The sequence below is a fragment of the Propionivibrio sp. genome (genome assembly GCF_047602565.1).
Lineage (GTDB): Bacteria > Pseudomonadota > Gammaproteobacteria > Burkholderiales > Rhodocyclaceae > Propionivibrio.
Genome location: NZ_JASGGX010000001.1, coordinates 557,446 through 584,272, shown reverse-complemented (window position 1 = coordinate 584,272; position 26,827 = coordinate 557,446). Strand labels below are relative to the sequence as shown.

The following is a 26,827-nucleotide window of genomic DNA, read 5'->3' as shown; positions in this document are numbered from 1 at the left end:
TCTTCACATCCTGAACACGGAGCATTCAACCCATGAACAAAATCCACAAAATCATCCGCCACCCCTCGACGGGGCATGCGGTCGCGGCGCCGGAATGTGCCCGCAGCCGGGGCAAGAGCGGCCGCCAGGGGCCGGCGCGCAGGCGCCCCGGGAACGGCCCGCTGTGCCTGATCGCGAACGCCGGCGCCGCCCTGGCCCTGGTCTTGCCCGCCGATGGCGCATTCGCGCAGGGACTGATCTACGACGGCAGCAATGATCCCGGCACGGCATCGCTCGAACCGCTGGCCACGGGAAGCTCGTCGCCCCTGAACTGGATGACGGGGCTGACTGCGGCGGATCAGGGCGTCATTTATCGCACCGGCGGCGCTACCGCGGCGGCCGGCGCGGACCTGACCATCGTTGCCGCTCCGGGAACGGAGCCGCGGTTCGTCATCGGCGGCTATCTGGAGGACGGTACGGAAACGGTCGAGGGCAATACGGTGACGATGGTCCGAGGGAACGTGCACGGCAGCGTTCATGGCGGGCTGTCGCAGCGTACGTCCTTCGTGGCCGACGATGACCGAAGCGGAACCTCCGGCGGCGATGCCTCCGCCGCGACCGACATCAACCTGGCCGATCAGGCGGCGCGTGCTCACGGCAATGGGGTGGCCGCCACGGAGGGCGCGGCCGTGGCCGGCGGCCTGTACGGCGGTCGGGCGATGATCGCCTTGCATGCCGGCAAGGCCACGGCCGGCACCGGTTCGGCGGCCAACGCCGATGCGCATGCCGACGGCAGCCGGACCATGGCCGGCGCCGACGGCAACACGGTCACCGTCGATGGCGGCGCCGCTGTCGGGGGGAGCGTGTCCGGCGGCCATGCGGCGATCGCCGTGCGCGCCGATGATGCCGCGGGCGGTGCGGCGACCGAGGCCGTGGCCGATTCCTCGGCCGGCACCTCGGCGCGTGCCGATTCCGCCGTGGCGCGCGCCGACGGCAACACGGTCGCCATCAAGGAGGGCGGCTCGGTGACGGGAGACCTCCATGGCGGCCATGCGGGGATCGCCGCGAGCGCCGGCAAGGCCCTGGGCGGTACGGCAAGCGGGACTACCCATGCCTATGCCGACGCCGATACCTACGCTTCAGCCCGGAATTCCTCGGTGCATGCCGGCAACAACAAGGTCATTCTGCACAGCGGTGCCAATGTCATTGGGGGCCTGTATGGCGGTCAGGCGGGGGCTGCCGTTTACGCCGATGCGGCCAGAGGCGGCGAGGCGACCGGCGAGGCCGGCGCCACCGTCACCAGCATCGTCTCCTCCTTCGTCAACATCTCCGGTTCCCGGGTGAGCTCCGACGACAACACGATCACCGTCGATGGCGGCGCCACGGTCGCGGGAGATCTGTATGGCGGTCATGCGTCTCTCGAGGCGCGGGCGGGGCACGCCACGGGCGGCACGGCGGACGCCAGCAGCGCCGACGTCAGGACCGACGCCAAGGACTCCACGGTCGGCGCCGACCGCAACGCCGTCGCCATAAACCGCGACGCGCTCGTGACGGGGAGCCTGTACGGCGGCCATGCGTCTCTCGACACGTGGGCGGGACACGCCGCGCTCGTTGCGGCGACCGGCGCCTACGCCTTCGCGGGCGTGGACGTGACGGGCAGCCGGGTCAGCGCCAGCGGCAACGCCGTGACCCTGGACGGCCGCTTGCAGGGGGGTTCCGTCTACGGCGGATATGTCCGCTTCCAGGCCGTGCAGGGAACCGCCGATGCGTCCGCAAGCGGCGGAACGGCCGTGGCTGGCGTTCTTTCGTCCGGTTCCCGGGCGCAGGCCACCGACAACACCGTCACGATCGGCGATCACGCCACGCTGGCTGGGAACGTCTCGCTCTACGGTGGTTTCCTGGAAGCGCCAAACCACAAGCCGGAAAGCTACGACGTGTTCTCCGGCAACACCCTGAACTTCTCGGCGCAACCGGTCAGCGTGCATACCGTCGCCAACTTCGAGAAATACAACTTCACCCTCCAGCCCGCGCTTGCCAACCAGCCGACCGCGTTGATCAGCGCGCAGGAGATCGTCCTCGGCAGCAACGCCGACAACTTGGACAGTGCACAGACGGCCAAGGCCTCCGAGATCAAGGTCGTCGGCATCCATTCCGGCAACGCGCTGAACACCGGTGACCAGTTCGTCCTGATGCGTGCGGCCGACCTGTCCGGCAGCGGCATCGGCTTCACCTCCACCGGCGTGGCCCAGCAGGGCATCTCGCTGCTGTACGACGTGGAGACCCGCGTCGATCTCGCCGGCAAGGAAGTGACCGCCACGATCCTCGCCTGCCAGGCCAGCGCGGGCGAGACGTGTCCGAGTACTGTTTCGGGAGGTGATTCCGGTGGCGACTCCGGTGGTGGCTCGGGCGGCCGCCCGGCGGCGCGCGTGAATCCGCAGCTCAAGGCCCTGTCCGAAGGCTACCTGGGCGGCACGATGCTGGTCGCTCGCGGCGCCGATCGCCTCGCCGACGAGGCGTTCGACGCCATCGCCGCCCAGACGTCCGGCCTCGGCGCGTCGTCCTTCGCCCTGGCCTCGGCGAGCCGCTCCCGCTACGCCAGCGGCTCGCACGTCACTTCGAACGACCAGTTCCTCGCCGCCGGCTTCAGCTTCCGACAGGAGGCACTCACTGCCGCCGCCTTCGTCGAGGGCGGCTGGGGCAACTACGACAGCCACAACAGTTTCTACAACGCCGCTTCGGTCGACGGCGACGGCAACGCCCGCTATTACGGCGCCGGCCTGCTCGGGCGCTATGCCTTCGCCGGCGGCTTCTACACCGAGGCTTCCCTCCGCGCCGGCAGGACCCGCCTGAGCTTCGACACCGGCGACCTGCAGAACCTGGCGACCGGCGAGTTCGCGCGCTACCGCCTCCATTCCCGCTACGTGAGCGCGCACCTGGGCGTGGGCTATGAACTGCCGCTGACCGCCGACCAGACGCTGGACCTCTCGGCCAAATATCTGGGCAGCCGGGTCGGCGGCAAGCACGTCACCGTGGCCGGCGATCCGCTCCACTTCGAGCGCGTGGATTCGCAGCGCCTGCGCCTGAACGCGGAACTGGCGCACCGCTATTCCCCGGCGGTGACGCTCAAGGCGGGGTTGGGCTACGAGCGGGAGTTCGACGGCGAGGCGAAAGCCACCACGTATGGGAGCTACAGGATCGAGGCGCCGAGCGTGAAGGGCGGCACCGGCCTGTTGTCCCTGGGTGCCAGCGTCCGGCCCACCACCAGCCGCAATCTGACCCTGGACTTCGCCGCCACCAGCTACGCCGGTAAGCGCGACGGCGGCGGCGCGTCGGTACAGGTGCAATACAAGTTCTAAAAAAGCACATTAACCACGGCGACACGGCGGGCACGGCGAAAGGCAAGAACTTTTAACCACAACGAACACAACGGGCACAACGAAAGACAAATCTTGTTTTTCGTCGTGCCCGCCGCGTCGCCGTGGTCAAAACGATTTCACGCGACCGGCCGGACGCCATCAATAGTTGTCGGCACGGCGGCGCTGTCGGAGGTCTTCTTCGCCGCCGATACCAGATTCTCCCGCCACGCGGATGGCGTCGTGCCCGCCCAGCGCATGAAGGCTCGGGTAAACGCGCTGGGCGTCGAGAAGCCGGTCAGGTAGGTGATTGCGGTCACCGAATGATGCGGGTCGGCGAGGTATTTCATCGCCAGGTCGCGCCGCACTTCGTCCACCAGCCGGGAGAAGTTGGTGCCGCGTTCGGCGAGGCGGCGCTGGAAGGTCCGCCGGCTCATGAAAAGCTGGCCGGCGATGTCGCTGTCGTGCGGGTTGCCGTCGACCAGCGTCTTGATCAGCATGGCCTTGGTCACGGTGACGATGTCGCTCGCGTCCAGCCGGGCCAGTTCCCGGCAGAGCATTTCGTCAAACGTCGCCACCAGGGCGTGATTGGCTGTGGGCAGCGCCATGTCGGCGACCGCGCGCTGAATATCCAGGAAGTTGATGTCGGCGCCGAATTCGACCGGACACGCGAAGAACTGGAAATACGGCGCCGTATTCTCCGGCCGTGGGCGGGTCAGGCCCACCCTGACCGGCGCGAAGCCGGGGCCGAAATTCTTGCGGCACAGCGCAACGGTCAGTGCGCTGTGCACGTCGTTCAGGAAGTACCGGACCCTGTCCGGAGGGAACGGCCGGAAATGGGTCGTCAGGGCCAGCCGCAGGACGTCGCCGGTCTCCCTCAGCGTCAGGGTCTGGTGGGAATTGAGTACCTTCGAGTAGCGGACCAGCCGCTTCAGGCCCGCATGCAGGCTCTCGGACGAGAACCAGGAGTAGCCGAACGCTCCGAGGTCGGCGGGATGCCAGCAGGAGGCGGCGGTCAGTCCGACGGCCGGGTCGCCGGATCGGTCGAGGATGGCATAGCCCAGTTTTTCGACGGTGGCGAACGGCACCCGCTCTCCCGGCAGGCCGGCGGGGGAGCCGATGATGCGGCCCGTGTCTATCCGCAGCGCGTCGGCCATGCGCACGAAGACGTTGCTCAGGCTTTGCAGAAAGGTCGGCATGGATAACCTTCCGTGGGGGTCGAGGCTGTTTCGAGTCTATCAGGTGCGCCGGAAATTGCAGCGTCCGATGTGTCGGCAGGCCGCCACGGCGCCTTCTGCGGCGCCCGGCTGTGGTTTCCTGGTAACGATGTATCGCCCGGCGCGGCGTTTGCATATGCCGATGGCGGATAGCGATTGACAAGCCATGTTCTCTCCTTTGATAATTTTGATCAAACATCAAACGTCTGGTGTTTTCAATCGGCGTGTCGGATTCAATCAATTCCAGGGGATAACCATGATCGGGCTGAGCACCTATGCGTTTTTCTGGCAGATATCCGACCGTGCGCCCGAGCCGCTCGGCCTGGAGGCGTTGCTTTCGCGCACCCGGGCGCTGGGCGCGGAGGTGTTCCAGATCTGCGATTACCCGCCGCTGCAAACGTACTCCGACGCCCGGCTCGATGATCTGCGGCGATGCGCCGAGGATCAGGGGATCGTCCTGGAGCTCGGCACCAAGGGCATCCGGCCCGAGCATCTGGCGAATCATTTGCGCATGGCCGACCGGCTCGGCGCGAAGACGATCCGGAGCATGGTGACTGCGCCGGATCACCGGCCCACGCTGGCCGAGGCGGAGGCGCTGCTGAGGACGGCGCTGCCGGCCTACGAGGCATCCGGCGTGACGCTCGCGCTGGAGACTTACGAGCAGCTGAGTTCGACGGAGCTCGTCGCGCTGGTCGAAAGCGTCGGCAGCCGGAGCCTCGGCATCTGCCTCGATCCGGCCAATTGCGTGGCCAACCTGGAGCATCCGGTGGCGGTGATCGATCGTTGCGCGCCGTATGTGGCGAACCTGCACGTCAAGGATTTCGCCTTCACCCGGCGGGGCGGCTGGGTCGGTTTCACGCTGGAGGGCGTCGAACTGGGCAAGGGGCTGCTGCCTTACGACTACATGATCGGCAAGGTCGATCCGGCGGCGCGCGGGATCAACCAGATCGTCGAGCACTGGCTGACCTGGCAGGACGATTACGAGCAGACGGCCCGCACCGAGAACGCATGGAACGCCCACAATCTGGAACGTATGCGCGCCGTCCTGTAGTGGCCGGCGCGCCGTATGCGGTACACTTCGCGCCATCAAAACGGTAACGCCTCCGCAACGCGCGGCTGCGGGCATTGCGGATGGCAGGAGAACAGTGGTGAGTACCCAGGAGACAGTCCGGGAACCCGATCTTTCGGCGTTCCTGGCATCCCGGCCGACGGCGTCGTCGGTCGATTTCGTGGTCGACAGCATCAAGGAGCTGCTGCTCGGGAAAAAAGTCCTGCCCGGCGACCGGTTGCCGCCGGAAACCGAGCTGTGCCGGCTGTTGTCGGTCAGCCGCGGCTCGGTCCGCGAGGCCATGAAGATTCTCTCGGCGCTCGGCATCGTCGAGGTCAGGCGGGGCGACGGCACGTACATTTCCACGGGCAGCGGCGAGGTGATGTTCGATCCCCTGCTGTTCAGCATGATCGTGTCGCAGCCCGAATTCGCCGAGTTGAAGGAACTGCGCGTCATCCTCGAAAAGAACGTGGTGCGCCTGGCGGTGCTGCATGCGGCGGACGACGATCTGGCGGCGCTGTGCGAATGCGTGGAGAAAACGCGGGCCCTGAAGGACAAGGAAGAAAAGAACTACGACGAACTCCTGGCGCTCGACCTCGAATTCCACGCCATCCTCGGCCGCGCGGGGAAGAACCGGCCGCTGGAGACGATCTACCGGTTCGTCATGCAGTATTTCCGGCCCTACATCGCGCAGAGCCTGACCAAGCACAGCAACTTCAGCCACGAATCCTGCGACGTGCACCGGAAAATTCTGGAAGCGGTCGAGCGGCGCGACGTGGCCACGGCGGAAAAGGCCGTCGAGGAATCGCTGGAAGTCTGGGAATCCCTGGTTTTCAAGCCGTAGCAGGGCGGCGGGGAAATCCCCGCGCCGGGTTTTCCGCATACCCAAGAAATCCATTGACAGTGAAAAACGCACTGTGCTAGTTTTGTCAAACGTCAAACGTCTGTTGTATGAGAATATAAGCGGGGGCTGCAAGAACCAAGACACGCGCGTCACGGGCTGGCGATGACCGGCCGCACGCCGGGGATTTCAACGTTTCATCAACTTTCGGAAAGGATCGTCATGAGCGAGAGGATCGTGGTCAGCGTCATCGGTGCGGGCGGAAAAATGGGAACGCGGGTGAGCAACAATCTCGCCAAGCACCCGGACAGCATCGACCTCCGTTTCTGCGAAAACTCGGCGGGCGGCGTCGCCGCGATCCAGGCGCGCGGTTTTTCGGTCGTCGCGGCCGAGACAGCCGTTCCGGAAAGCGACATCGTCGTCCTGGCCGTTCCGGACGTGATCATCAAGAAAGTGTCGGTGGGCATCGTCGCCCTGATGAAGCCCGGCGCCACGCTGATCATTCTCGACCCCGCCGCCGCCGTGGCCCGGGAACTGGCGCTGCGCGACGACTGCTCCTTCGTCGTCACGCATCCGTGCCACCCGTCCTATTTCGTCAACCAGGAATCGGAGGAGGCCCGCGCCGACGCCTTCGGCGGTATCGCCGCGACCCAGGATCTGGTGATGGCCAAGATCCAGGGCGACGACGCCAATTTCGCCAACGCCAAGACGGTGAGCGAGCTGATGTTCGCGCCGGTGACCAACTGCTTCGTCATGGGCATTCGCGACATCGCGTTCCTGGAGCCCACGCTGGTCGAGATCCTCGGCGCGTCCACGCTCTACGCGATGGCCGAGACGGTCAACGAAGCCGAGCGCCGGGGCATCCAGCGCGAGGCCGCGGTTTCCTTCCTGACCGGGCACATCAACGTGCTGTCCTCGATTTTCCTGGGCCGCCTCGGCAACGTCCAGGTTTCGGACGCCTGCAAGGTGGCCATCGGGCTCGGCAACCGCCTGGTGCTGCGCGACGACTGGAAGCGGATCTGGGAGGACGACGTCCTGGACAAGGCCATCGCCACCATGCTCCATCCAGAGCAGCCGCAGATTTGAATACACTGGAATAAAATGCCGTACAATATGACATTCGTACAGGAGGTGCTTCAGGCAGTGCGCAGCATGTAGCAGGCGGAACCGGGAACGGCCAACCCTTGGCAGTCAAGGGACCAGAATAACGCCGCCCGGCTTCGCGTTCATCGGTGAGGGGTGCTTTTCAACATTCCAGGAGGGTAACGTTATGAAATGCATGATCGCAGCAGGCGTGTTGTTGTCGTTTTCCTTGCAGTCTTCCCTCGTTCAGGCGGAGCCGTTCACGGCGACCTACAAGGTCACCATGACGCAGACGGCGGCGCATCCCTATGCGCTGGGGGCCAACAAGTTCGGCGATCTCGTCAAGGAGCGCACCAACGGCCGCATCCAGCTCAAGGTGTTCACCGACAGCACGCTGGCCAAGGGTGAGCGCGAAATGCTCGAAGGCCTGCAGCAGGGGACCATCGACATCTACGTCGGCTCGACCGGCCCGGTCGGCAATTTCAGCCCGTCGATGCTGATCGTCGACATTCCCTTCCTGTTCCGCGACTACGACCACGTTGACAAGGTGCTCGACGGTCCGATCGGCAAGCAGCTGCTGGCCGACGTGGACAAGTCCGGCTTCAAGGGCCTGGCTTTCTGGGAGAATGGTTTCCGCCACGTGTCGAACAACAAGGTCACCGCCAAGACGCCCGAGGAAGCCAAGGGGCTGAAGCTGCGCACCATGGAAAACAAGGCGCACATGCTGGCCTTCAAGACGGCCGGCCTGAACCCCACGCCGATGGCGTACAGCGAGGTGTACTCGGCCCTGCAGGTCGGCGTGATCGACGGCCAGGAAAATCCGGTGGCGGTGTTCTACGCCTCCAAGCTCAACGAAATCCAGAAGTACCTGTCGCTGACCGGACACGTGTATTCGCCGGCGCTGGTGCTGTTTAGCCAGAAGAAGTGGAACCGCATTCCCAAGGAAGACCAGGAAATCATCGCCAAGGCCGCGCTCGAGACGGCCGCGTTCGAGCGCAAGCTCAACCGCGACGATGAAGACAAGAAACTGAAGGAAATGGAAGGCAAGGGCCTGGTGGTCGTCCGCGACGTCAACAAGGAAGCCTGGCAGAAGGCGATGCAGCCCGCGTTCGACGAGTTCGCCAAGCAGTTCGGCAAGGACAAGATCGACGCCATCATCCAAACCAAGTAACGGTCCGCGCGGGCCGGGGATTCCCCGCCGGGGAGCCTCCGGTTCGCGTCTCGGCGCATCAGGGAAAACCAGGGGGGTCGAACATGCGGCTTTTGCGTCAGTTCAATGCCGTCGTGCTGAAAGTGGCGGGCTGGGTGGTCATCGCGTCGATGGCGGCCATCGCCATCGTCGTGCCTTACGAAGTGTTCGGGCGCTACGTGCTCGGCAACATGTCCATGTGGGGAAGCGAATTTCTGCAGTATTGCCTGGTGTGGTCGTCCATGCTCGGCGGCGCCGTGGGGCTCAAGCGGGGCTATCAGGTCGGCATCACCTCCCTGACGGACAGCCTTTCACCCGGGCCGGCGCGGGCGGTGCAGACCGTCAGCTACCTGGTCGTCCTGGTGTTCCTGGCGTTCGTCACGTACTACGGTTTCGAACAGGTGATGGTGAATCGCACGCAGGTGTCCTCGACCATCGGCATCCCGATGAGCATTCCCTATCTGGCCTTGCCGATCGGCTTCCTGATCATGTTCTTCGTCACGATCGAACAACTGGCGGATTTCCTGTTCGCCAAGCCGGTGGAGGAGTGACGAGATGATCCTCATCGCATTCGGCATCAGCTTCGTCGTCCTGCTCGCGCTCGGCATGCCCATCGCCCTGGGCTTGGGCGCCTCGGCCATGGCCTACGTGCTCATGCAGGAAGACCTGTCCCTGACCATGCTGGTCCAGACCACGTTCGGCGGCATGTCGTCGTTCCCCCTGCTGGCGATTCCCCTGTTCATGCTGGCCGGCAACCTGATGAACGAGGGCGGCCTGACCAAGGACCTCGTGCGTTTCGCCCGGCTCGTCATGGGGCACATCAGCGGCGGCCTGGGGCTGGCGACCGTGCTGGCCAGCGCCATCTTCGCGGCGATTTCCGGCTCCGCCGTGGCCACCGCCGTGGCGATCGGCATGGTCATGATTCCGGCCATGAAGGAGGCGGGCTACGACGAGGAAGTCGGCGCGGCCCTGACGGCGACGGCGTCGTGCATGGGGCCGATCATTCCGCCGAGCATTCCATTCATCATGTACGGCGTGATCGCCAACGTGTCGATCGGCGCGCTGTTCCTGGGCGGCGTGATTCCCGGCCTGCTGCTCGGCGCGTTCCTGATGGTGTACGTGTATCTCGTCGCCAGGAAGCGGGGCTATCCGCGGGAACCGCAGGCATCGTTCGGCGAGATCTGCAAGGGCGCCTGGCAGGCGCTGCCGGCGCTGCTGATGCCGGTGATCATCATGGGCGGCATCCTGGGCGGGGTTTTCACGCCGACGGAAGCCGCCGGCGTGGTGGTCGCGTACGCCATCCTCGTCGGCGCCTTCTTCTACCGCAAGCTCAAGTGGCGGCGCATCCCGGACATTCTTCTGGTCTCCGGGCTGGAATCGGCCATGGTGATGCTGCTGCTCGGCCTCTCGGAGCCTTTCTCGTGGGTCATCGCCTCCGAGGAAATCCCGCAGATCATCATCAACGCCATCGGCCAGATCAGCACCTCGCCGTACATCGTCCTGCTGCTGATCAACCTGCTGCTGATCCTGGTCGGGATTCCCCTCGAAACGGCGCCGGCCATCACCATCGTGACGCCGGTCATCGCGCCGATCGCCGCGCAGCTGGGAATCGATCCGGTGCACCTGGGGATCGTGGTCTGCTTCAACCTCGTCCTGGGGCTGATCACGCCACCCGTCGGCGCGGTCCTGTTCTCCATCTGCAGCATTTCGGGGTTGAGTCTCGACAAACTCGCCAGGGGCATCTGGGTGCCGTTCTTCCTCGCGCTCGGCGTCCTGGGGCTGATCACCTACATCCCCGCGCTGACGACCTTCCTGCCCCACCTGATCATGAAGTGAGGCAACGCCCGACCGGAAACGCGAAGGGCCGGTTTTCCAGACCGGCCCTTCGTTTTTTCGATGAATGCCCGACGATCAGCCGTAGTTTCAGCCGTAGTTGATCGGATGCTTGCTCAGCCAGTGGCCGTCGCGCACCTCGGTGATGCGCTTGCCGGCCTTGCGGGCCATGGCCGAGGTCAGCGGCCGGGTCTTCCAGGCGAAGCTGCCGGCGAAGCCGAGCACGGCGCCGAACAGCCCGCCGGCGATCACGCCGCGCAGCGGCCTGCGGTCGTCGGCCAGCACGCCGCAGATCGCGCCGGCGAGCACGCCGATGGTCGCCGGCTGCCATGATTCCTGCGCGGCGGAGGTGACCAGATCGGGCGTCGCCTCCGAGGCCAGCACTTCCTTGCGCGCGGTGTTGGCGCCATCGATGCCCGCTTCCAGCAATTCCTTGCTGTAGGCGATGTTTTCCTTGACAGTGTCCTTGATGTTCATCTCTCGCTACTCCTATTCCTGATTGCCGAAAAAACAGAAATCACCTTCCGCCGTGGCCGATCGAGCACTGGAATCCTTGAACGGCAGCTGCACGCCCGGAGGGCGTTCCACGGAATGCTTTTCGCTGCGGACAATCCGACGGCTCGAACGTAACCCTAGCATCCGGGGAGTCTCTTGTCACGCGCCCCGGGCCCGCGCCGCTCCGGCGGCTGCGCGTTTCCCGCCGGGCCGGATTATACTGGACCGGCAACCCCCGCCGTGCCCCCAGGAAAGAAAGGGGCGAACATTCTTCCCGCATGAAAGGAGTCTTCGATGTCGGACCATGTATACAAGATTGTGGAGATCGTCGGTTCTTCGCATCTGGGCGTCGACGACGCGATCCGCAACGCGATCGAAACGAGCGCGCACACCCTCCGCCATATTTCCTGGTTCGAGGTGGTCAAGACGACCGGGCACGTCGTGGACGGCAAGGTGGCGCACGTCCAGGTGACGCTCAAGGTCGGCTTCCGCATCGAGTCCGAATAGCGCGGCGGAACCGGGCGGCTTCCCGGCCGGCGATGCCGCGCCGGGGCCTCAGGCGGCCGAGGCCGAATGGCGCGCCGCCTTGCGTTTCTTGCGCGCCCGGATGTTGAGCGCCTCGACGGCCAGCGAGAAGGCCATCGCGGTGTAGATGTAGCCCTTGGGCACGTGCATGTCGAAGGCTTCGCCGACCAGCACCATGCCGACCATGACCAGGAAGGCCAGGGCGAGCACCTTGACCGACGGGTGGCTGTCGACGAAGTCGCCGATCGGCTTGGCGGCGAAGAGCATCACGCCGACCGCGGCGACGACGGCCGCCGCCATGACCGCGAGGTTGTCGACCATGCCGACCGCCGTGATCACCGAGTCGAGCGAGAAGACGATGTCGATGACCGCGATCTGGCCGATGATCGTCCAGAACAGCTTCTTTCCCGCGGCCTTGAGCGCGGCGGGGTCGGTTTCCGGCGGCTTGTCTTCTTCGTCCGCTTCCACCTCGATGAATATTTCGTGCGAGGCCTTGTAGAGCAGGAACAGGCCGCCGAGCAGGAGCACCAGGTCGCGCCCGCTGATGCCCTGGTCCAGCACATGGAACAGGTCGGCCTTCAGGCCCATCACCCAGCTCAGCGAGGCCAGCAGCATCAGGCGGCTGACCATCGCCAGGCTGAGGCCGAGCCGGCGCGCGACGTCGCGCCGCTCCGGCGGCAGCCGGCCGACCAGGATCGAGATGAAGATGATGTTGTTCTACGCCAAGCACGATCTCTAGCATGGTGAGCATCGCGAAGGCGATCCAGACGTTGGGATCGAGCAGGAAATCCATGGTTGCCCTCAGGTAATCGGTATCGAAACGCATGATACTCCGGGTTTTATTTTGTCGTATAAATCTGTATAAAACTTAATTTATGTTCGAAATTTACGAAGTATGGCGTCGTCCATGTTGAATTACCGTCACCTCTATTATTTCTGGATGGTCAGCAAGGAAGGCGGCTTCGCCCGGGCCGCCGAGCGGCTCGACATGGCGGTCCAGACCATCAGCGCACAGGTGCGCGAGCTGGAAAGGTCGCTCGGCCAGCAGTTGTTCAAGCCGCTCGGGCGGGGCGTCATCCTGACCGAGGCGGGGCAGGTGGCGCTGAGCCACGCGGAGGGCATTTTCCAGATGGGCAAGTCGCTCGTCGAAGCCGTGCAGGATGCGGCCACCGGGCGGGTGATACGGCTCGCGGTGGGCCTGTCCGAAGGCATCTCGAAGCTCGCCGCCCACGCCCTGCTCGGGCCGATCCTGGATACGCCGGACCTGCGCCTCATCTGCCACGAGGGCGAACTGGAGCAGCTGCAGGCCGAACTGGCGCTGCACGACCTCGACCTGGTGCTGGCCGGGCAGCCTTTGCCGGAGAACCCGAACCTGCGCCTGATCAGCGAGCGCCTGGTGTCGTCGCCGGTGGCCTGGTACGGCCCCGCCCGGCTGATCGACCAGGATACCGTCGATGCTTTTCCGCGCTCGCTGGAACGTCTGCCGGTGCTGCTGCCGACGGGCCATTCCGCGCTGCGCGCCAGCCTGGATCACTGGTTCCATGCGCAGGGCCTGCAGGTGAGGGTGGTCGGCGAGTTCGAGGACAGCGCGCTGATGTCGGTGTTCGCCGCGCGCGGGCTGGGCGTTTTTCCCGTCAGCCGCCTGGGCGCGGACGACCTCGGGCTGATGCCCGGATTGCTTCTGCTGGGCTGTTGCGAGGGTGTCAACGAGGATATCTACGCCATCCGCACCCGCCGCAGCCAGCATCATCCGCTGGTGCAGAAGCTGTCGCGGGAGGCGCCGCGCATGCGATAGGCCCGCGCACGCCTCCCGCGACCGTTGATTCCTCGGCGAGATCATCCGTTCGAGGCGTTTTCCACGTTGCACGAAGGAGATTCCGATGAAGAGAAATGTCGCCTTTCTTGCGCTGGGCCTGGCCTGCAGCCTCGCGATGGCCCAGGGTTCCGCGCCGTCCTGGCAGAACCAGGGAGGGACGCCATACCTCACCGGCGGCGTCGGCGAGGAGGAACTGGCCTCGATCAAGACGGCCAGCGGCGATTCCAACGTCCGCCTGCTGCTGGCGGAAAAGGGGGCGCCTATGTGACCGGCGCGCGTGTGGTGATCGCGGAGGGCGCGGGCAAGACGGTGCTCGACGTCAACAACGCCGGGCCCTACCTGCTCGCCAAGCTGCCCAGGGGCGCCTACCGGATCGACGTCACCTACGAGGGCCGTTCGCAGTCCCGGCGCGTGGACGTACGCGAGGGCGGCCCCGCGATGATCGCGTTCTACTGGTAGGGTAGCGCCGCGCGAATTCGCGCGGCACCGTCCGCCGGAGCACGTATCCGCAAAGGCGGGGCAGGATTCTGAAATACTCGGCGCGCGCACGCTCCTACTCTTCCGCGGGCGGTCGCCTCGGGGATGCGTGCGCGTTTTCCGGGCGGCGGGAGTAAAAAAATAACGAGCGAAGGGGCGGCGTTCCGGGCCGCCGTACGGCTTCGGCGGGGAAGGGGAGCAGGGACATGGTCGGGCAAAGGGAATTGCTTGGGGCGCACAGTGCGCAAATCCTGGGGGTCGACGGGCGGCCCGTCCTGAGCCGGCCCCGGGACTGGCAGGGCCTGATCCTGGAACGCAAGGAGATTCCGGTGCGCGCGGAGTGCGGGCCGCAGTTCTCGGGAGTGCCGATGGTGATCGCGTCCAGGTATTCGCCCGGACGGCGCTGGTACAAGTGCAACGGCAGCATGCGGGAGATCCCGATGATCGCGCCGGGGGTCGATCTCCTGGGCGCCGCCTACGAGCGCGACGCCGGGCGCTGGGAGTGCGAGCCCGGCGGCGAGACCCTCTGCCTGCGCCTGCACCCGGACGTCGTCCGGCGCTACATCCAGGACGAGGCGTACCGTTTCGACCTGGAGACGGACTACTCGGTCCGGGACGATGCCCTGGTGAACGCCGTCTTCGCGCTGGCCGAGGAAATGCAGCATCAGCTGCCGAACGGCGTGCTCTACGCGGAGGGGCTCTCGCTGACGATCATCGGCTGGCTGAGCCGCCATCACGCGGTGCGGCCGGCCGGCGCCGCGCCGAAAGCCCGCGCGCTTTCGCCGGCGCAGCAGGCCAGGGTGCGCGATTTCGTGGATGCGGGCATGGATGCCGAGTTGACGGTGGAAGGCATGGCGGCCGTGGTGGGCATCAGCCCGTTCCACTTTTCCCGGCTGTTCCGGGCGAGTTTCGGCGTTTCTCCCTACCGCTACGTCCTGCAGATGCGCATCGCGCGGGCGGCGCATCTGCTGCGCGCCGAGCCGGGCAGGACCGTGGCGGACATCGCGCTGGCGGTCGGCTTCGCCAGCCAGGCGCACCTGACGCAGGCGTTCAAGGCGCACCTGGGCCAGACGCCGGCCCGCTGGCGGGCCTCCTGACCCTCCGCCGCCGAAAAATTGGCTTCGCGCGGCCGGGCTTGCTAGTATTGCCGCCTGATTTCCGCGGCGATCCGGGATGCCGGACCGGCTTCGCGGAACCCGGACGGAAAAAGCGACGACAACGATAAGCGCCGTCCCCATTCATACAGGATGTGCGTGTCACCCATGGTTCGAGGCGAAAATCCCGACGCCGACTTGCGCAACATGAAGCTGCTGGCCAAGGTCATGGCCGGCGTGTCGCTGGTGTTTCTGGCCGGCTTCGCGGGGTACTCCTGGGTGACGGAGCAGGAATACGTGGTCGGCAAGCTCTCGTCCATCCTGCGCTATTCCACGCAGTACTGCGAAACCTATTTCGGCCGGGTCGAAAAGCAGCATCGCATACTGGCCGCCGAACTGCTGCATGCGCGCCGGCAGGTTTCCGCCGAGCAGGCGGTCACCATGCTGAACAATTACAAGGGGATCAACCACGACCAGCGGTGGTTCGCGCTGCTCGCCGGAAACGGCGACCTGATCGCGGAAACGGACACCGACCTGAACGAGCGCAGACCGTACTACCTGTCGGAGATACCGTCCAGGAAAGTGCCGGACGACATACTGGTCAACGAGCGGCTGGAATTCGAATACCCGGGGCAGGGCATTCTCGACGACGGCTTGATCATGCCTTTCCGCTACGCCGTGCGCGACGGCGGCGGGGAACTCCGCTACGTCGTCCGCTCGCGCCTGCGGATCGGGGCGCTGCAGGAAGTGTGGAGAACCTCGCTGATTCCGCAGGAATCGACGATCGGCTTCATCCACGACGACGGTTATCTGATCAACCGGTATGCGGCGAATCCCGGCGTCGAGTCCGCGGGCAGATTCGGCGACGCCGAGGCGGCGGCGCTGTCGAAATACGTCAAGACCGGCGGCTTCCCCACCACGGGGTACGTCACGATCAATCAGGAAGCGACGGGTGCGCAATCGCTGGTGGTCTATCAGCGGCTGGTCAATTATCCGGTGACGGCCTTCATCAGCGTTCCCGCGTCCTTCATCAGGACCGGCTGGTGGACGCGGACGAGGGTGCCGCTGCTGCTGGCGGTCCTGATGCTCGCCGGCGGTCTGGCGATCTATCGGCTGATGCTCGCCAAGCATCAGGCGGAGCGGCTGTTCTCGCGGAAGCAGGCCGAGCTGCAGGACGTCGCGCAGGGCATCCTGGGGGCGCAGGAGCGGGAACGGGCCCGCATCTCGCATGAGCTGCACGACGAGATCGGCCAGTCGCTGACGGCGCTCAAGATCACCCTCAACCGCGCCCGGCAGAACCTGCAGGACCGCGAAAAAACCGAAGCCTTGCTGTCCAGCGGCCAGCGGATGGTCGAGGAGATGGTCGGCGGCGTGCGCGAGATCGCCTATCGGCTGCGGCCGTCCGAACTCGACCAGCTCGGCCTCGCTGCCGCCTTGCGCTCGCATCTCGACAAAATGGTCCGCCCCGTGTGCCAGGAGGTCAAATTGACCGAGAACGTCGGGCACCGGCGGTTTTCCCGCGACCTCGAACTGTGCTGCTTCCGCGTCGCGCAGGAGGCGCTGACCAATTGCCTGCGCCACGCCAAGGCCGAGCGGGTCGAGGTTTCGCTGTCGTTCGACGCGCCCTGCCTGGAACTCGCCATCCGGGACGACGGCGTCGGCTTCGACGTCGCGCAGTACCATGCGGCCCAGATTTCCCCCGGCGCGCTGGGCCTCGTCGGCATGCGCGAGCGCGTCACGGCGAACGGCGGACAGCTGCTGATCCAGGCGCTGCCCTCCGGGGGGACCGAAGTCAAGGCGGTATTCAAGGCAGTCGAGGAGGTTTGATGGTCACGCGCATCGTGGTCGCCGATGATCACCGCCTGGTCCGGGCGGGCATCGTGGCGTTGCTCGAAGAGATTCCCGAAATCGAGATCGTGGGGGAGGCCTCGGACGGGGCCCAGGCCTTGGAACTGATCGCCGGAGTCGATCCCGACGTGCTGATCCTGGACCTGGCGATGCCCAAGATGTCCGGCTTCGACGTGCTCGGGCGGATCGGCGAGGGCGGCGGCCGCGTGAAGGTCATCGTGCTTTCCATGCACGACGGCGCCGAACACGTGCACCGCGCGTTGAAGCTGGGCGCCGCGGGATACCTGCTCAAGGACGTTCTGCCCGACGAACTGGTGCTGGCCATCGCCGCCGTCAACAGGGGCGATACCTGGCTGTCCTCGGCGATCTCGAAAACGGTGATCGACGGCTATCTGGGCCGCAGCGGCAACGACGATTCGCTGTCGCTGCTCACCGAAAGGCAGGGCCAGGTGCTGAAGATGATCGCCGAGGGCCAGAGCACGAAACAGATCGGCAGCAACCTCAATCTGAGCGTCAAGACCGTCGAAACCTACCGCTCGCAGATCATGGAAAAACTCGATATCCATGACATCGCCGGCCTGGTTCGCTACGCGATCCGCCACGGCATCGTTCCCCTCTAGCCCGCGTTCGCGGCGGGCCGCGGTCTCCGCTCCCGCTTGCCGCGGGAGCGATGCCGTTTGCTGACCATCCCCCGCTGCGCGGAATGCCGCGATGCGCCGCGGCGCGGTTTCCCGCCGGATGCCGCGTTTTCCCCTAATCGCCATAGGGGATTTCGCGAACGCCGCGCGGGTTGCCCCCGATTACCGGCGTTTTCCGCCGTCCTTACAATTTTTTGCACGTGCCTTGGTCGCGTATCGGCAAGTGGTTCGGGCCGCGTGCCGGTACGTCGGGAAGGCAGGTGAAGCAGCCGGCTCCGGAGTGGGGCGGCCGAATTTTTGACGCATCAGAAATCAGAAAGCAGAGGGAGAAATGACCGAGAAAACCAAGGGAGAAGTCGAACAGGCTTCGGAGGAGTCGCGCACGTCCGGGCTGGGCGGCCTGCTGACGGAGAAGATATCGCGGCGGAGCTTCGGCAAGCTGCTCGGCGCGCAGACGGTGCTGGCGTTGACGGTGTCGCTATCGGGCTGCCTGGGGGGCGGCGGAGGCGGATCGCACGATGAAGAAACGCCTCCCGTGGAAGCGAAAACGCTGACGCGGGCGGAGTTCGTGGCCACGGTTTCCGATTATTTCGACTGGACGCATTCGTCGCAATACCTCGATCAGTTCAAGGCGCTGCAGCCGACCTTCAGCGACGTGACGCTGGGCGTGACGCCTTACGGGAAGCAGATCGAGACCGCGCTGGAAGCCGGCCTGCTCGACAATAGCCAGGGTTATTTCTATCCCGATCAGCCGATCACCCGCGAAGACGCGGCGGACATCTACGTCAAGGCCTTCAGGATTCCGGCGGCGACGACCAATCCGCTGACAGGGTTCTCGGACGCCAGCAGCATCAGCTCGGACCGACTGGCCAGCGTCAAGGCGATCGTCGCGGCGGGCTTCATGGGCGGGACCAGCACGACCGCGTTCTCGCCGCAGGGGACGGTCTCCGCCGACGACGCCAAGGCGATCCTGGCGAAGGTCACCTCCACGCTCGTGGCGCCGGTGCAGGCCATGCCGAAGCCGGGGACGACCTCGCCGCGGCGCTACGTGAGCTACACCACGCCGACGCCGGGCGCGAAAATCTACATCACCGAGACCTTCGACGGCAGCGAGCCGGAAGACCCGACGACTTCGAGCAAGGCGATCGCCTACGATTTCGTCACGATCGGCACGCGGGCCTACGTCGTGGACGACGGCCGGGCGGGCACGCTCAAGGTCACGCAGCCGGGCGGAACCATCCGCGTCAAGGCGGTGGCGAAGAAGGACGGCCTGGCCACGAGCAACGTGCAGTCGTTCACCTGGTATCTCAACCGTCCCGGCTCCAACATCAAGGAACCGGCGGAAAAGCAGACGCAGCCGTTCGAATACAAGGTGGTGCACCAGGGAACCAGCACCTCGCCGACGGTGTACAAGATCTACAACATGTCCGAATCGGTGCAGGCCTTCTCGTACCTGATCATGGGGCCCACCCGGGGCATCGTCTTCGACTTCCTCCAGGTGCACTACCTGAGCGGCAACATGAAGACGCTGGTGGACCGGCTGGCGAACGGCGTTCCCTACGACGCGGTGCTCGGGCACAACCACGTCGACCACGTGGCGCAGATCGGCAACTTCACGAGCGTGGCGACGGACGGCTCGGGCGGGGTGGCGTCCTGGGGCGGCAAGATCTACACGACCAAGCTGGACAAATACCAGCTGATGGCCGTCTCGGCCTCGACCAATGCCGGCTACAAGGCGGCCGGCGACGAGGCGGTCGAACTGGAGGACGGCCATGTGTTCGACCTGGGCGGCGGCATCGCGGTCACCGCCTGGCACGCCCCGGCGCATGAAGACGGACTGGTGACGCTGGTGACCAGCAACGGCTGGGTGTACGCCAGCGACATGTTCGGCTGCAACCGCCCCTATACGGCGGACACCACGAACTATGCCGGCATGCGCAGCGACCTGTTCCTGGCCATGACGCGGCAGCTCGTGTCCAACTACAAGAAGTGCATCGCCGGCGGCCAGATTCTCGAAGTCACCAACGCGCACAACGAGGCGCCGTTGACCGGCCAGGGCATCGACGTCTTCATCAAGTGCTTCCAGAAGATGGTCGACGACGGTCCGTCCGCCACCGAGGGCTCCATCCGCGGCGGCGTCAACCGGATGAGCATGGTCCGCGAAGGCGAGAGCAACGTCAAAGGCATGTGGCGCGGCAGGAACTGGATGGCCGTCGAGATTGGCGGCAATCCCTCGGCGCACAAGGACTTCACGACGTTCACCGAAGGCTCCAGCAGCGTCATGACGGGCACCGGCCTGGCCTATCCCTGCAACAACACGGTCGACTACAACACCGCCGACGGCTACAAGAAATATTCGGTGCTGGCCAACCTCGAAATCACGGGCGGCGAGCTCATCGGCGTCGATGTCTATTGGAACACCAATCAGAGCGCGGGCAGCGTCCCCCGCAAGCTGGCGAACAAGCTCGATCCCTGGACCTACAGCTACCAGATCTACGTGCCGGCCGGAACCGGTAGCATCACGGTGGTGCCGTGGGCGATGTCGAGCAACTTCAAGTCGATGACGCTCAACGGCACGGCCGTGAAGCAGGGGGCGGGCACGACGGTGGCGGCAACGGCCGGCAGCAAGATCACCGTGGTCATCGTTTCTCCGGATGGCAGCCAGACGGGCACGTACACCTTCACGGTGACCAATACGAAGTCCTGATCGGGTTTTGGCAGACGTGGTCATGGAACCGCCCGGTTCGTAAAGGATCGGGCGGTTCCTTTTGGTCATCGAACGAAAAGGCGGCGCGTCGGCAGGTATTCGGGACGCGACAACGCGCCGCGGACCCATCGCCACGGCACGGCCGGCGGAAGTTGACCAGGTGACGGGCGATTCCGGTATGGAAGCGGGCCATGCCTTCGTTTTTCCCTGACCCGTCCTCAGGTATTTAGCTGCTTCGGTACAGATTATCCCGATTTCTACCCATTTCCCGCCTCCCTACAATCCGCATCAGCCCGCGTCGGCCGTCCATCGGATCGAGCGCGCGGGTTCGTCCCCGAGTCATCCGGGGGCGGTGGAAACGCCCGCCCCGGTACGGTGGCAGGGTCTTGATCGAATCAGAAAGCAGAGGGAGAAATGACCGAGAAAACCAAGGGAGAAGTCGAACAGGCTTCGGCAGAGTCGCGCACGTCCGGATTGGGCGGCCTGCTGACGGAGAAGATATCGCGGCGGAGCTTCGGCAAGCTGCTCGGCGCGCAGACGGTGCTGGCCTCGACGGTGTCGCTGTCGGGCTGCCTGGGGGGCGGCGGCGGATCGGACGATGAAACGTCGGCCAATCCTGAAACGCCCGTCGATCCGGGGACCCAGGCGCTTTCCCGCGCCGCTTTCGTGGCGACGATTTCCGATTATTTCGACTGGGTGCATTATTCGGAGTACGTCGATCCTTACGCGAAGACTCCGGCCACCTTCGTCGATGTCGTGCTTGGCGCGACGGACCACGCCAAAGAGATCGAGATGGCTCTGGAAGCCGGGGTCGTCAGCAATTCGGACGGGGAGTTTTATCCGGCCCGGTCGATTACCCGCGAGGATGCGGCGGACATGTATGTCAAGGCCTTCAGGATTCCGGCGTCGGCAACCAATGCGCTGACCGGATTCTCCGATGCCGACACGATCAGCGCCAGCAGGAAGGCCAGCGTCAACGCCATCGTGGCCGCGGGCTACATGGGCGGTACCAGTTCGACGCTGTTCTCGCCCAAGGGCACGTTATCCGTCAACGATGCCAAGGCGATCTTGGCCAAGATCTCTTCGTCCATGGTTGCGCCGCCGCAGGTGATGTGCAAGTCGGGAACGACGGCGCCGCGCCGCTACGTCACCATTTCGACGCCGACGGACGGAGCGACGATCTATTACACCTATACCTACGATACGAGCGAGCCGAAAGACCCCGATCCGGCAACGGCGGTGGCGGCGACAGTGAGGACCTACAGCAAGGACAGTACCTACAGTTTCGATCTGCGGACGAACGGCGTGCTGCAGTTCGTCAATCCCAGCCCCACGGCAGGGAACGGCAACCCGGGTTTTACCAATCCTGATACCGGCGTGGCCGTGACGGATTACCGGTTTTACCGGCTGAAGGCCGTGGCCGTGAAAAACGGCATGGTCAGCAGTCCCATCATGGAATACAGCTGGAACATCTACCGCCCGGTGGAAAGCGTTTTCTATGCGGAAATCATGCATGAGGCGACGGCGACCTCGCCGAAGGTCTACCGGATCAGCAATCGGGCCGAGTACTTCCAGGCGCACGTCTTCTACATCGAAGGATCGGCGCGCGGCATCTGCTGGGACGCTGGCGAGTACAGCTACACGAAGGCCAACCTGAAGAGTTTCATCGACACGATCGCCACGAAACCCTACGATCTCGTGCTCGGGCACCATCACCCCGACCATTCGGAGCAGATCTCCAACTTCACGAACGCCGGCGTCGCTTTCTACCTGAACGCCGTCGAACAGGCCAACCTGATCAGTTCCGGGCGGGCCGACCAGAAGGCCGCGGCGGCGGCGGCGATCGTCATTCCGGACGGCCATGTCTTTCCGCTCGGCAACTGCACGGTATCGTACTGGATGCAGCCGGGCCATACCGATGGCCTGGCCACCCTGCTGGTCAACGAAACCGGCTGGGTTTACGCGTCCGACATGTGGGGGTGCAACCGCGCCTATACGGCGGATACGACCCAGTACAACGGCGTCAAGGTTGACCGGATGCTCTCGCTGGTCCAGCAGTTGCTGGCCAATTACCAGAAGAGCAGCACCAGCGGCGCGGTGACGGAGTTGACCAACGCTCACCAGGAACGCTCGGTCGGCATGGTGTGCGCCGAGAATTTCATCGAGTGCTTCCAGCAGCTGATCGATCAGGGCGATGCGGCCACGGAGCCTTCGGTTCGCGGCGGCATTTCCGGCAACCCGACGAGCTCCGGCAATTCCCGTTCTTCCCGGGTTGGCGACATGTGGCGCGACAAGGACTGGATGGATATCGGCAATTCGCTGGGCAGCAACTGGAATTCCGGAACCATCAGCCAATACAGCGCGCCGGTCACGACCTATCCGAGCGGCGTCGCGATCGACTACAACGCCACCGATGGCCACAAGAAATATTCAGTGCTGAGCAACGTCCAGATCGCGGGCGGCACGCTCGTCGGCGTCGATGTCTATTGGGGCGCCGCCTACAGCCCGACCTACAACGGCGTCACGTACAACGTCCCGAGAAAGCTGTCCAACAAGTTCGATCCGTGGACCTATGCCTACACCATCAACGTGCAGAGCGGGACAAGCAGCATCGTCTTCAAGCCGACGGCCATGTCGAACAAGATCGCGTCGATGAAAGTGAATGGGGCGGCGATCAAGCAGGGAGACAGCGTGACGGTGGCCGTATCGGCAGGCACCAAGATCACGGTCGACATCGTGGCGCCGGACGGAAGCACGTCGAGTTCCTACACGTTCACGGTGGTCCTGGTCTAGGCCGGGGCCGGGGCCAGCTGCGCGCCAGCGCAGCCGGTCGATGGAACGGGTGCCGCCTGGTCCGCACGTGGCCAGGCGGGTTTTTTTCACTCCACTTTGCATGGATCGAACAGGAGGAAAGGCATGGGAAGTCTCAGCATCTGGCACTGGTTGATCGTCCTCGCCATCGTGCTGCTCGTTTTCGGCACCAAGAAACTGCGGACCGTCGGCACCGATCTCGGCGGCGCGGTGAAAGGGTTCCGTGACGGCGTGCGGGCCGGGGAAGCCGGCGCGGGCGAACGGGAGCTCTGAGCAGGTATTCGCAAGCGTCTCCCCCGCTTTTTGGAAGACCGGGACGATCGGCATTCGTAAGCTTCGCGTTGCCGGTGTCCGGATAAGCAAAAAAAGAGGGGAGCGGGCGCCTCGGCCGCCCATCATGCTTGATTGCCTTTCCCTCATCCGGGCGCCGGCGCGAAGCGCGGGCCGCGGTTGCGCAGCGGACGCGCCTCGCTTTTTCGATCCTGACATCGGAGGGAAGCAATGAAGCACGGGAACATGGCGACAAGGACGGCAACGGGTCTCGCGGTCGCGGGCTGCTTCGCCCTGCTGGGCGGCTGCCTGGGTGGAGGCGGCGGTGGCGGCAGCAGCGATTCGGTCGAGACCAAGCCGGTGGAGATCGCCTGCGCAGATCTACTGACCAAATTCACGATGGCCGGCGTGACGCTGACCGAGGCCCAGGCGGTTGACGCCACGGCCAACCTGGCCGGCGTCGGCCCCAGCGGCACGACCGAAAACACCGGCCCGCTGCCGGCGCACTGCCTGGTGCGCGGCAAGGCCGATGAACGCACCGGGCAGGACGGCAGCACCTATGCCATCGGCTTCGAAGTGCGCATGCCGGCGACGGGCTGGAACGGCCGCTTCTTCTTCCAGGGCGGCGGCGGCAGCAACGGCTTCCTGGCCACGGCGTACGGCAACCTGCGCGGCAACCTGGTGGACGCCAGCGGCGTTCCCTACGACAACGCCTTGTCCCGCGGCTTCGCCGTGGCCGCCACCGACGGCGGCCACCTCGCCAGGTCCGGCACCGACGCGCAGAACCAGGTCCTGTTCGGCATGGACCCCCAGGCGCGGCTGGATTTCGGCTACAACGCCGTGGCGCGGACCACGACGATCGCCAAGGCGCTGGTCGCCAAGCGCTACGGCACGGCGGCGAACCATTCCTACTTCGTCGGCTGCTCCAACGGGGGCCGCGACGCGATGGTGGCCTCGCAGCGCCTGCCCAACGAATTCGACGGCGTGTATGCGCTCAATCCCGGCTTCCAGCTGGCCAAGGCGGCGGTCAATCAGGCCTGGGACACACAGCAGTTCTACAGCCTGAGCCCGGCCATCCACGATTCGTTTTCCAAGGCCGATCTCGACTATGTATCGAGCAAGGTGCTCGCCAAGTGCGACGCCCTCGACGGCGCGGTCGACGGCCTGATCCAGGACCAGGCCGCCTGCTCGACCGCGTTCGTCCCCGCCACCGACCTCGCCACCTGCCCGGGCGCCAACGACGGCACCTGCCTGTTGGCGGCCCAGAAGGCGGTCCTGCAGGCCGTGTTCGGCGGCGCCAGGTACGCCGGCGGCGGCAGCATCTATGCCGATTTCCCGTGGGATGCCGGCTTGAGCTACCGCGACTGGCGCAACTGGAAGATCGGCCGCGCCGACGTCGCCGCGTCCGGCGCTGCCAGCGGCGCGAGTTCCGCGATTTCCATCGGCGCGCACGCCCTGCCGACCATCTTCATGTCGCCGGGAACGGTGATCACCGGCGACAGCGTGCTGACCGGCTCGACGAACGCGCTGAACCTGCAGCTTTCCATCGCCACGGCCGCCGCCGCCAGCACGGGCGCCGTCGATCCGGACAAGATCTACGCCACGTCCGGCATCTTCACCACGCCGTCGATGAGCAAGACCGAGCGCGGCGTCGGCTTCATCTCGGGCAATGGCATCAACTACGACACCTTCCGCGCGCGCGGCGCGAAACTGATCGTCGCGCACGGCACCAGCGACCCGGTGTTCTCGTCGAACGACACCCGCAACTGGTACCAGGCGCTGAACGCGGCGTACGGCGGCAACGCGGCGGCGTTCGCGCGCTACTTCCCGATTCCGGGCATGAACCACTGCTCGGGCGGACCGTCGACCGACAAGTTCGACATGCTCGGCGCCCTGGTCGACTGGGTCGAGAAAGGCGTGGCCCCGGGTTCCGTGGCCGCCTCCTCGCGCGACCAGAACTACCTGTATACGGGCGCCTGGGCCGCCTACAAGCCGACCTCCCTGATCGCGGCCGGCATCACCCGGCCGCTGTGCGCCTACCCGACGCAGGCCAGGAGCGCCGACGGCGGCACGACCTGGACGTGCCAGTAGGCTGAGGGTCCGCCGGACCGGCCGCCCGATGAGGAGGCGCCATTCCGGCGGCGCCTCGTCGACGGCCGGTCTCCGGCGATTTCGTCATGCCGGGGGCCGGTCACGCCGGGCGCACGGGGTCAACGGAGCCAGCCCGGCGCGCGTCAACCGGCGCCGGCCGTCCGGTCCTTTATCTCAGCGAGCAGTTCGGCAAAACGCCGGTCGGTCAGCGGGTAGCAGGCCATGATGGCGAACGCCGCGGCAAAGGCGAGGACCGGCACGAGCGCGACGGCCTGCAGGATGGCCTGCCGCGCGGTTTCGTCCTGGACCGGCGCGTTCGGGACGTAGCCGCCGGCCGCGAGCAGGAAGGCGGGAACGGAGCCGCCGAGCGACTGCCCGCATTTGCGCGTCAGGGAAAAGAGCGCATAGGTCAGCCCCTCGATACGCACGCCGGTGCGCCATTGGCCATATTCCACGGTGTCGGCTTCGATCGCCCACATGATGGCCATGGACACCTTGGCGCCAAGGGCGGCGACTGCGAACGAACCGAAGACCCACGCCTTGCCCGCTCCGGGAGCCAGGAAAAGCATGCCGTAGCCAAGGACGGCGATGGCCAGTCCCAGCAGGAAGGTGTGCTTCTTGCCGATGCGGCCCGCGAGCATCGGCACCACGGCGGCGGAAACCGACGCCGTCAACAAGGACATGAGCCCGATGGCGAAGAAGAACAGCCCGGCATCGCCCAGGATGTAGCGCGCGAAATAAACCAGGGAAGCGGTCGACGAGGCCAATCCGGTCAGCGCGCACAGCGCGGCGGCGCACAGCATGAGCAGCGGCGTGTTGTGGATCAGCGTGCCCAGGCTGTCGTCCAGCCGGGGGCGCTCGACTTGGCGTTCGACGATTTCCCGCGTGGCCGCGAAGCAGGAGGCGTACAGCACGGCGCCCGCGATCGCCAGCCCGAGGGTGAGCCGGGTCAGCCACGCCTGCAGCGCCTGGCCCTCGAGGCCGGCGACCGTGGGACCGACCACCATGGTCAGAAAACTGGCCGTGCATACCGCCATGAACGTGCGCGAGGCGCCCAGGCGCGCGCGTTCGCGCGGGTCCTGCGTCATCACGGTCGCCAGCGAGCCGTAGGGGATGTTGACGAAGGAGTACGCCGTGCCGAGCAGCGCGTAGGTCACGTAGGCATAGGCCAGTTTCGCGCCCGCGCTCCAGCCGGACGGCACCGAGAATACGGCGACGCTCAGCAGCAGCAGCGGCAGCGCGCCGCCGAGCAGAAAGGGCCGGAAGCGCCCCCAGCACGTCGCAGTGCGGTCGACCACGCGGCCGGCCGCCACGTCCATGACCGCGTCGTAGATGCGCACGGCGGCGAGCAGGGTGCCGGCCGCCGCCGCCGGAATGCCGGCGACGTCGGTGTAATAGTGGAGCAGGAACAGGGAGCCCATGGCGAAGACCAGGTTGTTGGCCATGTCGCCCGCGCCGTAGCCGATGACGTTGAACCAGGTGAGGGGCCGGGCGACGCTCATGGAATACTCC

General features: G+C 65.6%; 21 protein-coding genes and 1 pseudogene. 18 read left to right on the top strand and 4 right to left on the bottom strand.

From position 1 onward, the window contains the following. Window positions 1–32 precede the first annotated feature (32 nt). A complete protein-coding gene (locus QM701_RS02680) occupies window positions 33–3,335 on the top strand; it encodes an ESPR-type extended signal peptide-containing protein (RefSeq protein ID WP_415165554.1) in 3,303 nt (1,100 codons plus the stop codon). A 137-nt stretch (window positions 3,336–3,472) separates the two neighbouring features. On the opposite strand, the gene QM701_RS02675 is transcribed toward QM701_RS02680, so the two are convergent. Further along, complete coding sequence (locus QM701_RS02675) at window positions 3,473–4,531, bottom strand: AraC family transcriptional regulator ligand-binding domain-containing protein (RefSeq protein WP_415165553.1); 1,059 nt, start codon at window positions 4,529–4,531, stop codon at window positions 3,473–3,475. Between the two features lie 274 nt (window positions 4,532–4,805). Between QM701_RS02675 and QM701_RS02670 the strand changes: the two genes are divergently transcribed. From QM701_RS02670 to QM701_RS02645, 6 genes are all read left to right on the top strand, one after another. Next, window positions 4,806–5,600, top strand: coding sequence for a sugar phosphate isomerase/epimerase family protein (locus QM701_RS02670; protein ID WP_415165552.1), 795 nt, complete (start codon window positions 4,806–4,808; stop codon window positions 5,598–5,600). A gap of 97 nt (window positions 5,601–5,697) precedes the next feature. After that, entirely contained in the window at window positions 5,698–6,441 is a 744-nt protein-coding gene (locus QM701_RS02665; RefSeq protein ID WP_415165551.1) for a FadR/GntR family transcriptional regulator, read from the top strand. Window positions 6,442–6,660: 219 nt separating this feature from the next. Further along, complete coding sequence (locus tag QM701_RS02660) at window positions 6,661–7,524, top strand: phosphogluconate dehydrogenase C-terminal domain-containing protein (protein ID WP_415165550.1); 864 nt, start codon at window positions 6,661–6,663, stop codon at window positions 7,522–7,524. A gap of 184 nt (window positions 7,525–7,708) precedes the next feature. Next, window positions 7,709–8,692: a TRAP transporter substrate-binding protein gene (locus QM701_RS02655; RefSeq protein ID WP_415165549.1), complete on the top strand. Its 984-nt coding sequence runs from the start codon at window positions 7,709–7,711 to the stop codon at window positions 8,690–8,692. 83 nt (window positions 8,693–8,775) lie between these two features. Next, window positions 8,776–9,261, top strand: a complete 486-nt coding sequence (locus QM701_RS02650; RefSeq protein WP_415165548.1) for a TRAP transporter small permease — start codon at window positions 8,776–8,778, stop codon at window positions 9,259–9,261. A gap of 4 nt (window positions 9,262–9,265) precedes the next feature. Then, window positions 9,266–10,546 carry a TRAP transporter large permease gene (locus QM701_RS02645; RefSeq protein WP_415165547.1) on the top strand — a complete coding sequence of 427 codons (1,281 nt, stop codon included), beginning with the start codon at window positions 9,266–9,268 and terminating at the stop codon, window positions 10,544–10,546. An 87-nt stretch (window positions 10,547–10,633) separates the two neighbouring features. Here the strand turns inward: QM701_RS02645 and QM701_RS02640 are convergent, their stop codons facing one another. Then, window positions 10,634–11,020 (bottom strand): hypothetical protein, encoded by a 387-nt coding sequence (locus QM701_RS02640; RefSeq protein WP_415165546.1) that lies wholly within the window; start codon window positions 11,018–11,020, stop codon window positions 10,634–10,636. A gap of 312 nt (window positions 11,021–11,332) precedes the next feature. Here QM701_RS02640 and QM701_RS02635 point away from each other — a divergent pair, with 312 nt between their 5' ends. After that, window positions 11,333–11,545, top strand: a complete 213-nt coding sequence (locus QM701_RS02635; protein WP_415165545.1) for a dodecin — start codon at window positions 11,333–11,335, stop codon at window positions 11,543–11,545. 48 nt (window positions 11,546–11,593) lie between these two features. Here the strand turns inward: QM701_RS02635 and QM701_RS02630 are convergent, their stop codons facing one another. Continuing rightward, window positions 11,594–12,244: a TerC family protein gene (locus tag QM701_RS02630; RefSeq protein ID WP_415169333.1), complete on the bottom strand. Its 651-nt coding sequence runs from the start codon at window positions 12,242–12,244 to the stop codon at window positions 11,594–11,596. A 226-nt stretch (window positions 12,245–12,470) separates the two neighbouring features. On the opposite strand from QM701_RS02630, the gene QM701_RS02625 reads away from it, so the two are divergent. From QM701_RS02625 to QM701_RS02580, 10 genes and pseudogenes are all read left to right on the top strand, one after another. Then, the gene (locus QM701_RS02625) at window positions 12,471–13,358 is read left to right on the top strand and encodes a LysR family transcriptional regulator (RefSeq protein ID WP_415165544.1); all 888 of its coding nucleotides are present in this window, start codon (window positions 12,471–12,473) and stop codon (window positions 13,356–13,358) included. Between the two features lie 85 nt (window positions 13,359–13,443). Then, window positions 13,444–13,647: a hypothetical protein gene (locus QM701_RS02620; protein WP_415165543.1), complete on the top strand. Its 204-nt coding sequence runs from the start codon at window positions 13,444–13,446 to the stop codon at window positions 13,645–13,647. A gap of 11 nt (window positions 13,648–13,658) precedes the next feature. Continuing rightward, window positions 13,659–13,838 (top strand): hypothetical protein, encoded by a 180-nt coding sequence (locus tag QM701_RS02615; RefSeq protein WP_415165542.1) that lies wholly within the window; start codon window positions 13,659–13,661, stop codon window positions 13,836–13,838. 224 nt (window positions 13,839–14,062) lie between these two features. Continuing rightward, window positions 14,063–14,953 carry a helix-turn-helix transcriptional regulator gene (locus tag QM701_RS02610; RefSeq protein WP_415165541.1) on the top strand — a complete coding sequence of 297 codons (891 nt, stop codon included), beginning with the start codon at window positions 14,063–14,065 and terminating at the stop codon, window positions 14,951–14,953. 165 nt (window positions 14,954–15,118) lie between these two features. After that, window positions 15,119–16,777 (top strand): histidine kinase, encoded by a 1,659-nt coding sequence (locus QM701_RS02605; protein WP_415165540.1) that lies wholly within the window; start codon window positions 15,119–15,121, stop codon window positions 16,775–16,777. After that, the gene (locus QM701_RS02600; RefSeq protein WP_415165539.1) at window positions 16,777–17,418 is read left to right on the top strand and encodes a response regulator; all 642 of its coding nucleotides are present in this window, start codon (window positions 16,777–16,779) and stop codon (window positions 17,416–17,418) included. Before QM701_RS02605 ends, QM701_RS02600 begins: the two co-directional genes overlap by 1 nt. A 349-nt stretch (window positions 17,419–17,767) precedes the next feature. After that, window positions 17,768–20,143, top strand: coding sequence for an S-layer homology domain-containing protein (locus tag QM701_RS02595; RefSeq protein WP_415165538.1), 2,376 nt, complete (start codon window positions 17,768–17,770; stop codon window positions 20,141–20,143). Window positions 20,144–20,557: 414 nt separating this feature from the next. Next, window positions 20,558–22,936 (top strand): cadherin-like beta sandwich domain-containing protein, encoded by a 2,379-nt coding sequence (locus tag QM701_RS02590; protein ID WP_415165537.1) that lies wholly within the window; start codon window positions 20,558–20,560, stop codon window positions 22,934–22,936. A 123-nt stretch (window positions 22,937–23,059) separates the two neighbouring features. After that, a pseudogene (gene tatA / locus QM701_RS02585) lies at window positions 23,060–23,209 on the top strand (Sec-independent protein translocase subunit TatA); the annotation flags it as partial. A gap of 246 nt (window positions 23,210–23,455) precedes the next feature. Further along, window positions 23,456–25,315, top strand: coding sequence for a tannase/feruloyl esterase family alpha/beta hydrolase (locus QM701_RS02580; protein ID WP_415165536.1), 1,860 nt, complete (start codon window positions 23,456–23,458; stop codon window positions 25,313–25,315). Between the two features lie 143 nt (window positions 25,316–25,458). Here the strand turns inward: QM701_RS02580 and uidB are convergent, their stop codons facing one another. Then, a complete protein-coding gene (gene uidB / locus QM701_RS02575) occupies window positions 25,459–26,817 on the bottom strand; it encodes a glucuronide transporter (RefSeq protein ID WP_415165535.1) in 1,359 nt (452 codons plus the stop codon). Window positions 26,818–26,827: the final 10 nt, after the last annotated feature.

What these genes read in the sequence shown, in the direction of transcription:
- QM701_RS02610 (WP_415165541.1), top strand. Translation starts at nt 14,063, where the DNA reads ATGGTCGGGCAAAGGGAATTGCTTGGGGCGCACAGTGCGCAAATCCTG.
- QM701_RS02635 (WP_415165545.1), top strand. Translation starts at nt 11,333, where the DNA reads ATGTCGGACCATGTATACAAGATTGTGGAGATCGTCGGTTCTTCGCAT.
- QM701_RS02620 (WP_415165543.1), top strand. Translation starts at nt 13,444, where the DNA reads ATGAAGAGAAATGTCGCCTTTCTTGCGCTGGGCCTGGCCTGCAGCCTC.
- QM701_RS02680 (WP_415165554.1), top strand. Translation starts at nt 33, where the DNA reads ATGAACAAAATCCACAAAATCATCCGCCACCCCTCGACGGGGCATGCG.
- QM701_RS02595 (WP_415165538.1), top strand. Translation starts at nt 17,768, where the DNA reads ATGACCGAGAAAACCAAGGGAGAAGTCGAACAGGCTTCGGAGGAGTCG.
- QM701_RS02625 (WP_415165544.1), top strand. Translation starts at nt 12,471, where the DNA reads ATGTTGAATTACCGTCACCTCTATTATTTCTGGATGGTCAGCAAGGAA.
- uidB (WP_415165535.1), bottom strand. Translation starts at nt 26,817, where the DNA reads ATGAGCGTCGCCCGGCCCCTCACCTGGTTCAACGTCATCGGCTACGGC.
- QM701_RS02600 (WP_415165539.1), top strand. Translation starts at nt 16,777, where the DNA reads ATGGTCACGCGCATCGTGGTCGCCGATGATCACCGCCTGGTCCGGGCG.
- QM701_RS02640 (WP_415165546.1), bottom strand. Translation starts at nt 11,020, where the DNA reads ATGAACATCAAGGACACTGTCAAGGAAAACATCGCCTACAGCAAGGAA.
- QM701_RS02655 (WP_415165549.1), top strand. Translation starts at nt 7,709, where the DNA reads ATGAAATGCATGATCGCAGCAGGCGTGTTGTTGTCGTTTTCCTTGCAG.
- QM701_RS02650 (WP_415165548.1), top strand. Translation starts at nt 8,776, where the DNA reads ATGCGGCTTTTGCGTCAGTTCAATGCCGTCGTGCTGAAAGTGGCGGGC.
- QM701_RS02605 (WP_415165540.1), top strand. Translation starts at nt 15,119, where the DNA reads ATGGTTCGAGGCGAAAATCCCGACGCCGACTTGCGCAACATGAAGCTG.
- QM701_RS02580 (WP_415165536.1), top strand. Translation starts at nt 23,456, where the DNA reads ATGAAGCACGGGAACATGGCGACAAGGACGGCAACGGGTCTCGCGGTC.
- QM701_RS02645 (WP_415165547.1), top strand. Translation starts at nt 9,266, where the DNA reads ATGATCCTCATCGCATTCGGCATCAGCTTCGTCGTCCTGCTCGCGCTC.
- QM701_RS02675 (WP_415165553.1), bottom strand. Translation starts at nt 4,531, where the DNA reads ATGCCGACCTTTCTGCAAAGCCTGAGCAACGTCTTCGTGCGCATGGCC.
- QM701_RS02670 (WP_415165552.1), top strand. Translation starts at nt 4,806, where the DNA reads ATGATCGGGCTGAGCACCTATGCGTTTTTCTGGCAGATATCCGACCGT.
- QM701_RS02660 (WP_415165550.1), top strand. Translation starts at nt 6,661, where the DNA reads ATGAGCGAGAGGATCGTGGTCAGCGTCATCGGTGCGGGCGGAAAAATG.
- QM701_RS02590 (WP_415165537.1), top strand. Translation starts at nt 20,558, where the DNA reads ATGACCGAGAAAACCAAGGGAGAAGTCGAACAGGCTTCGGCAGAGTCG.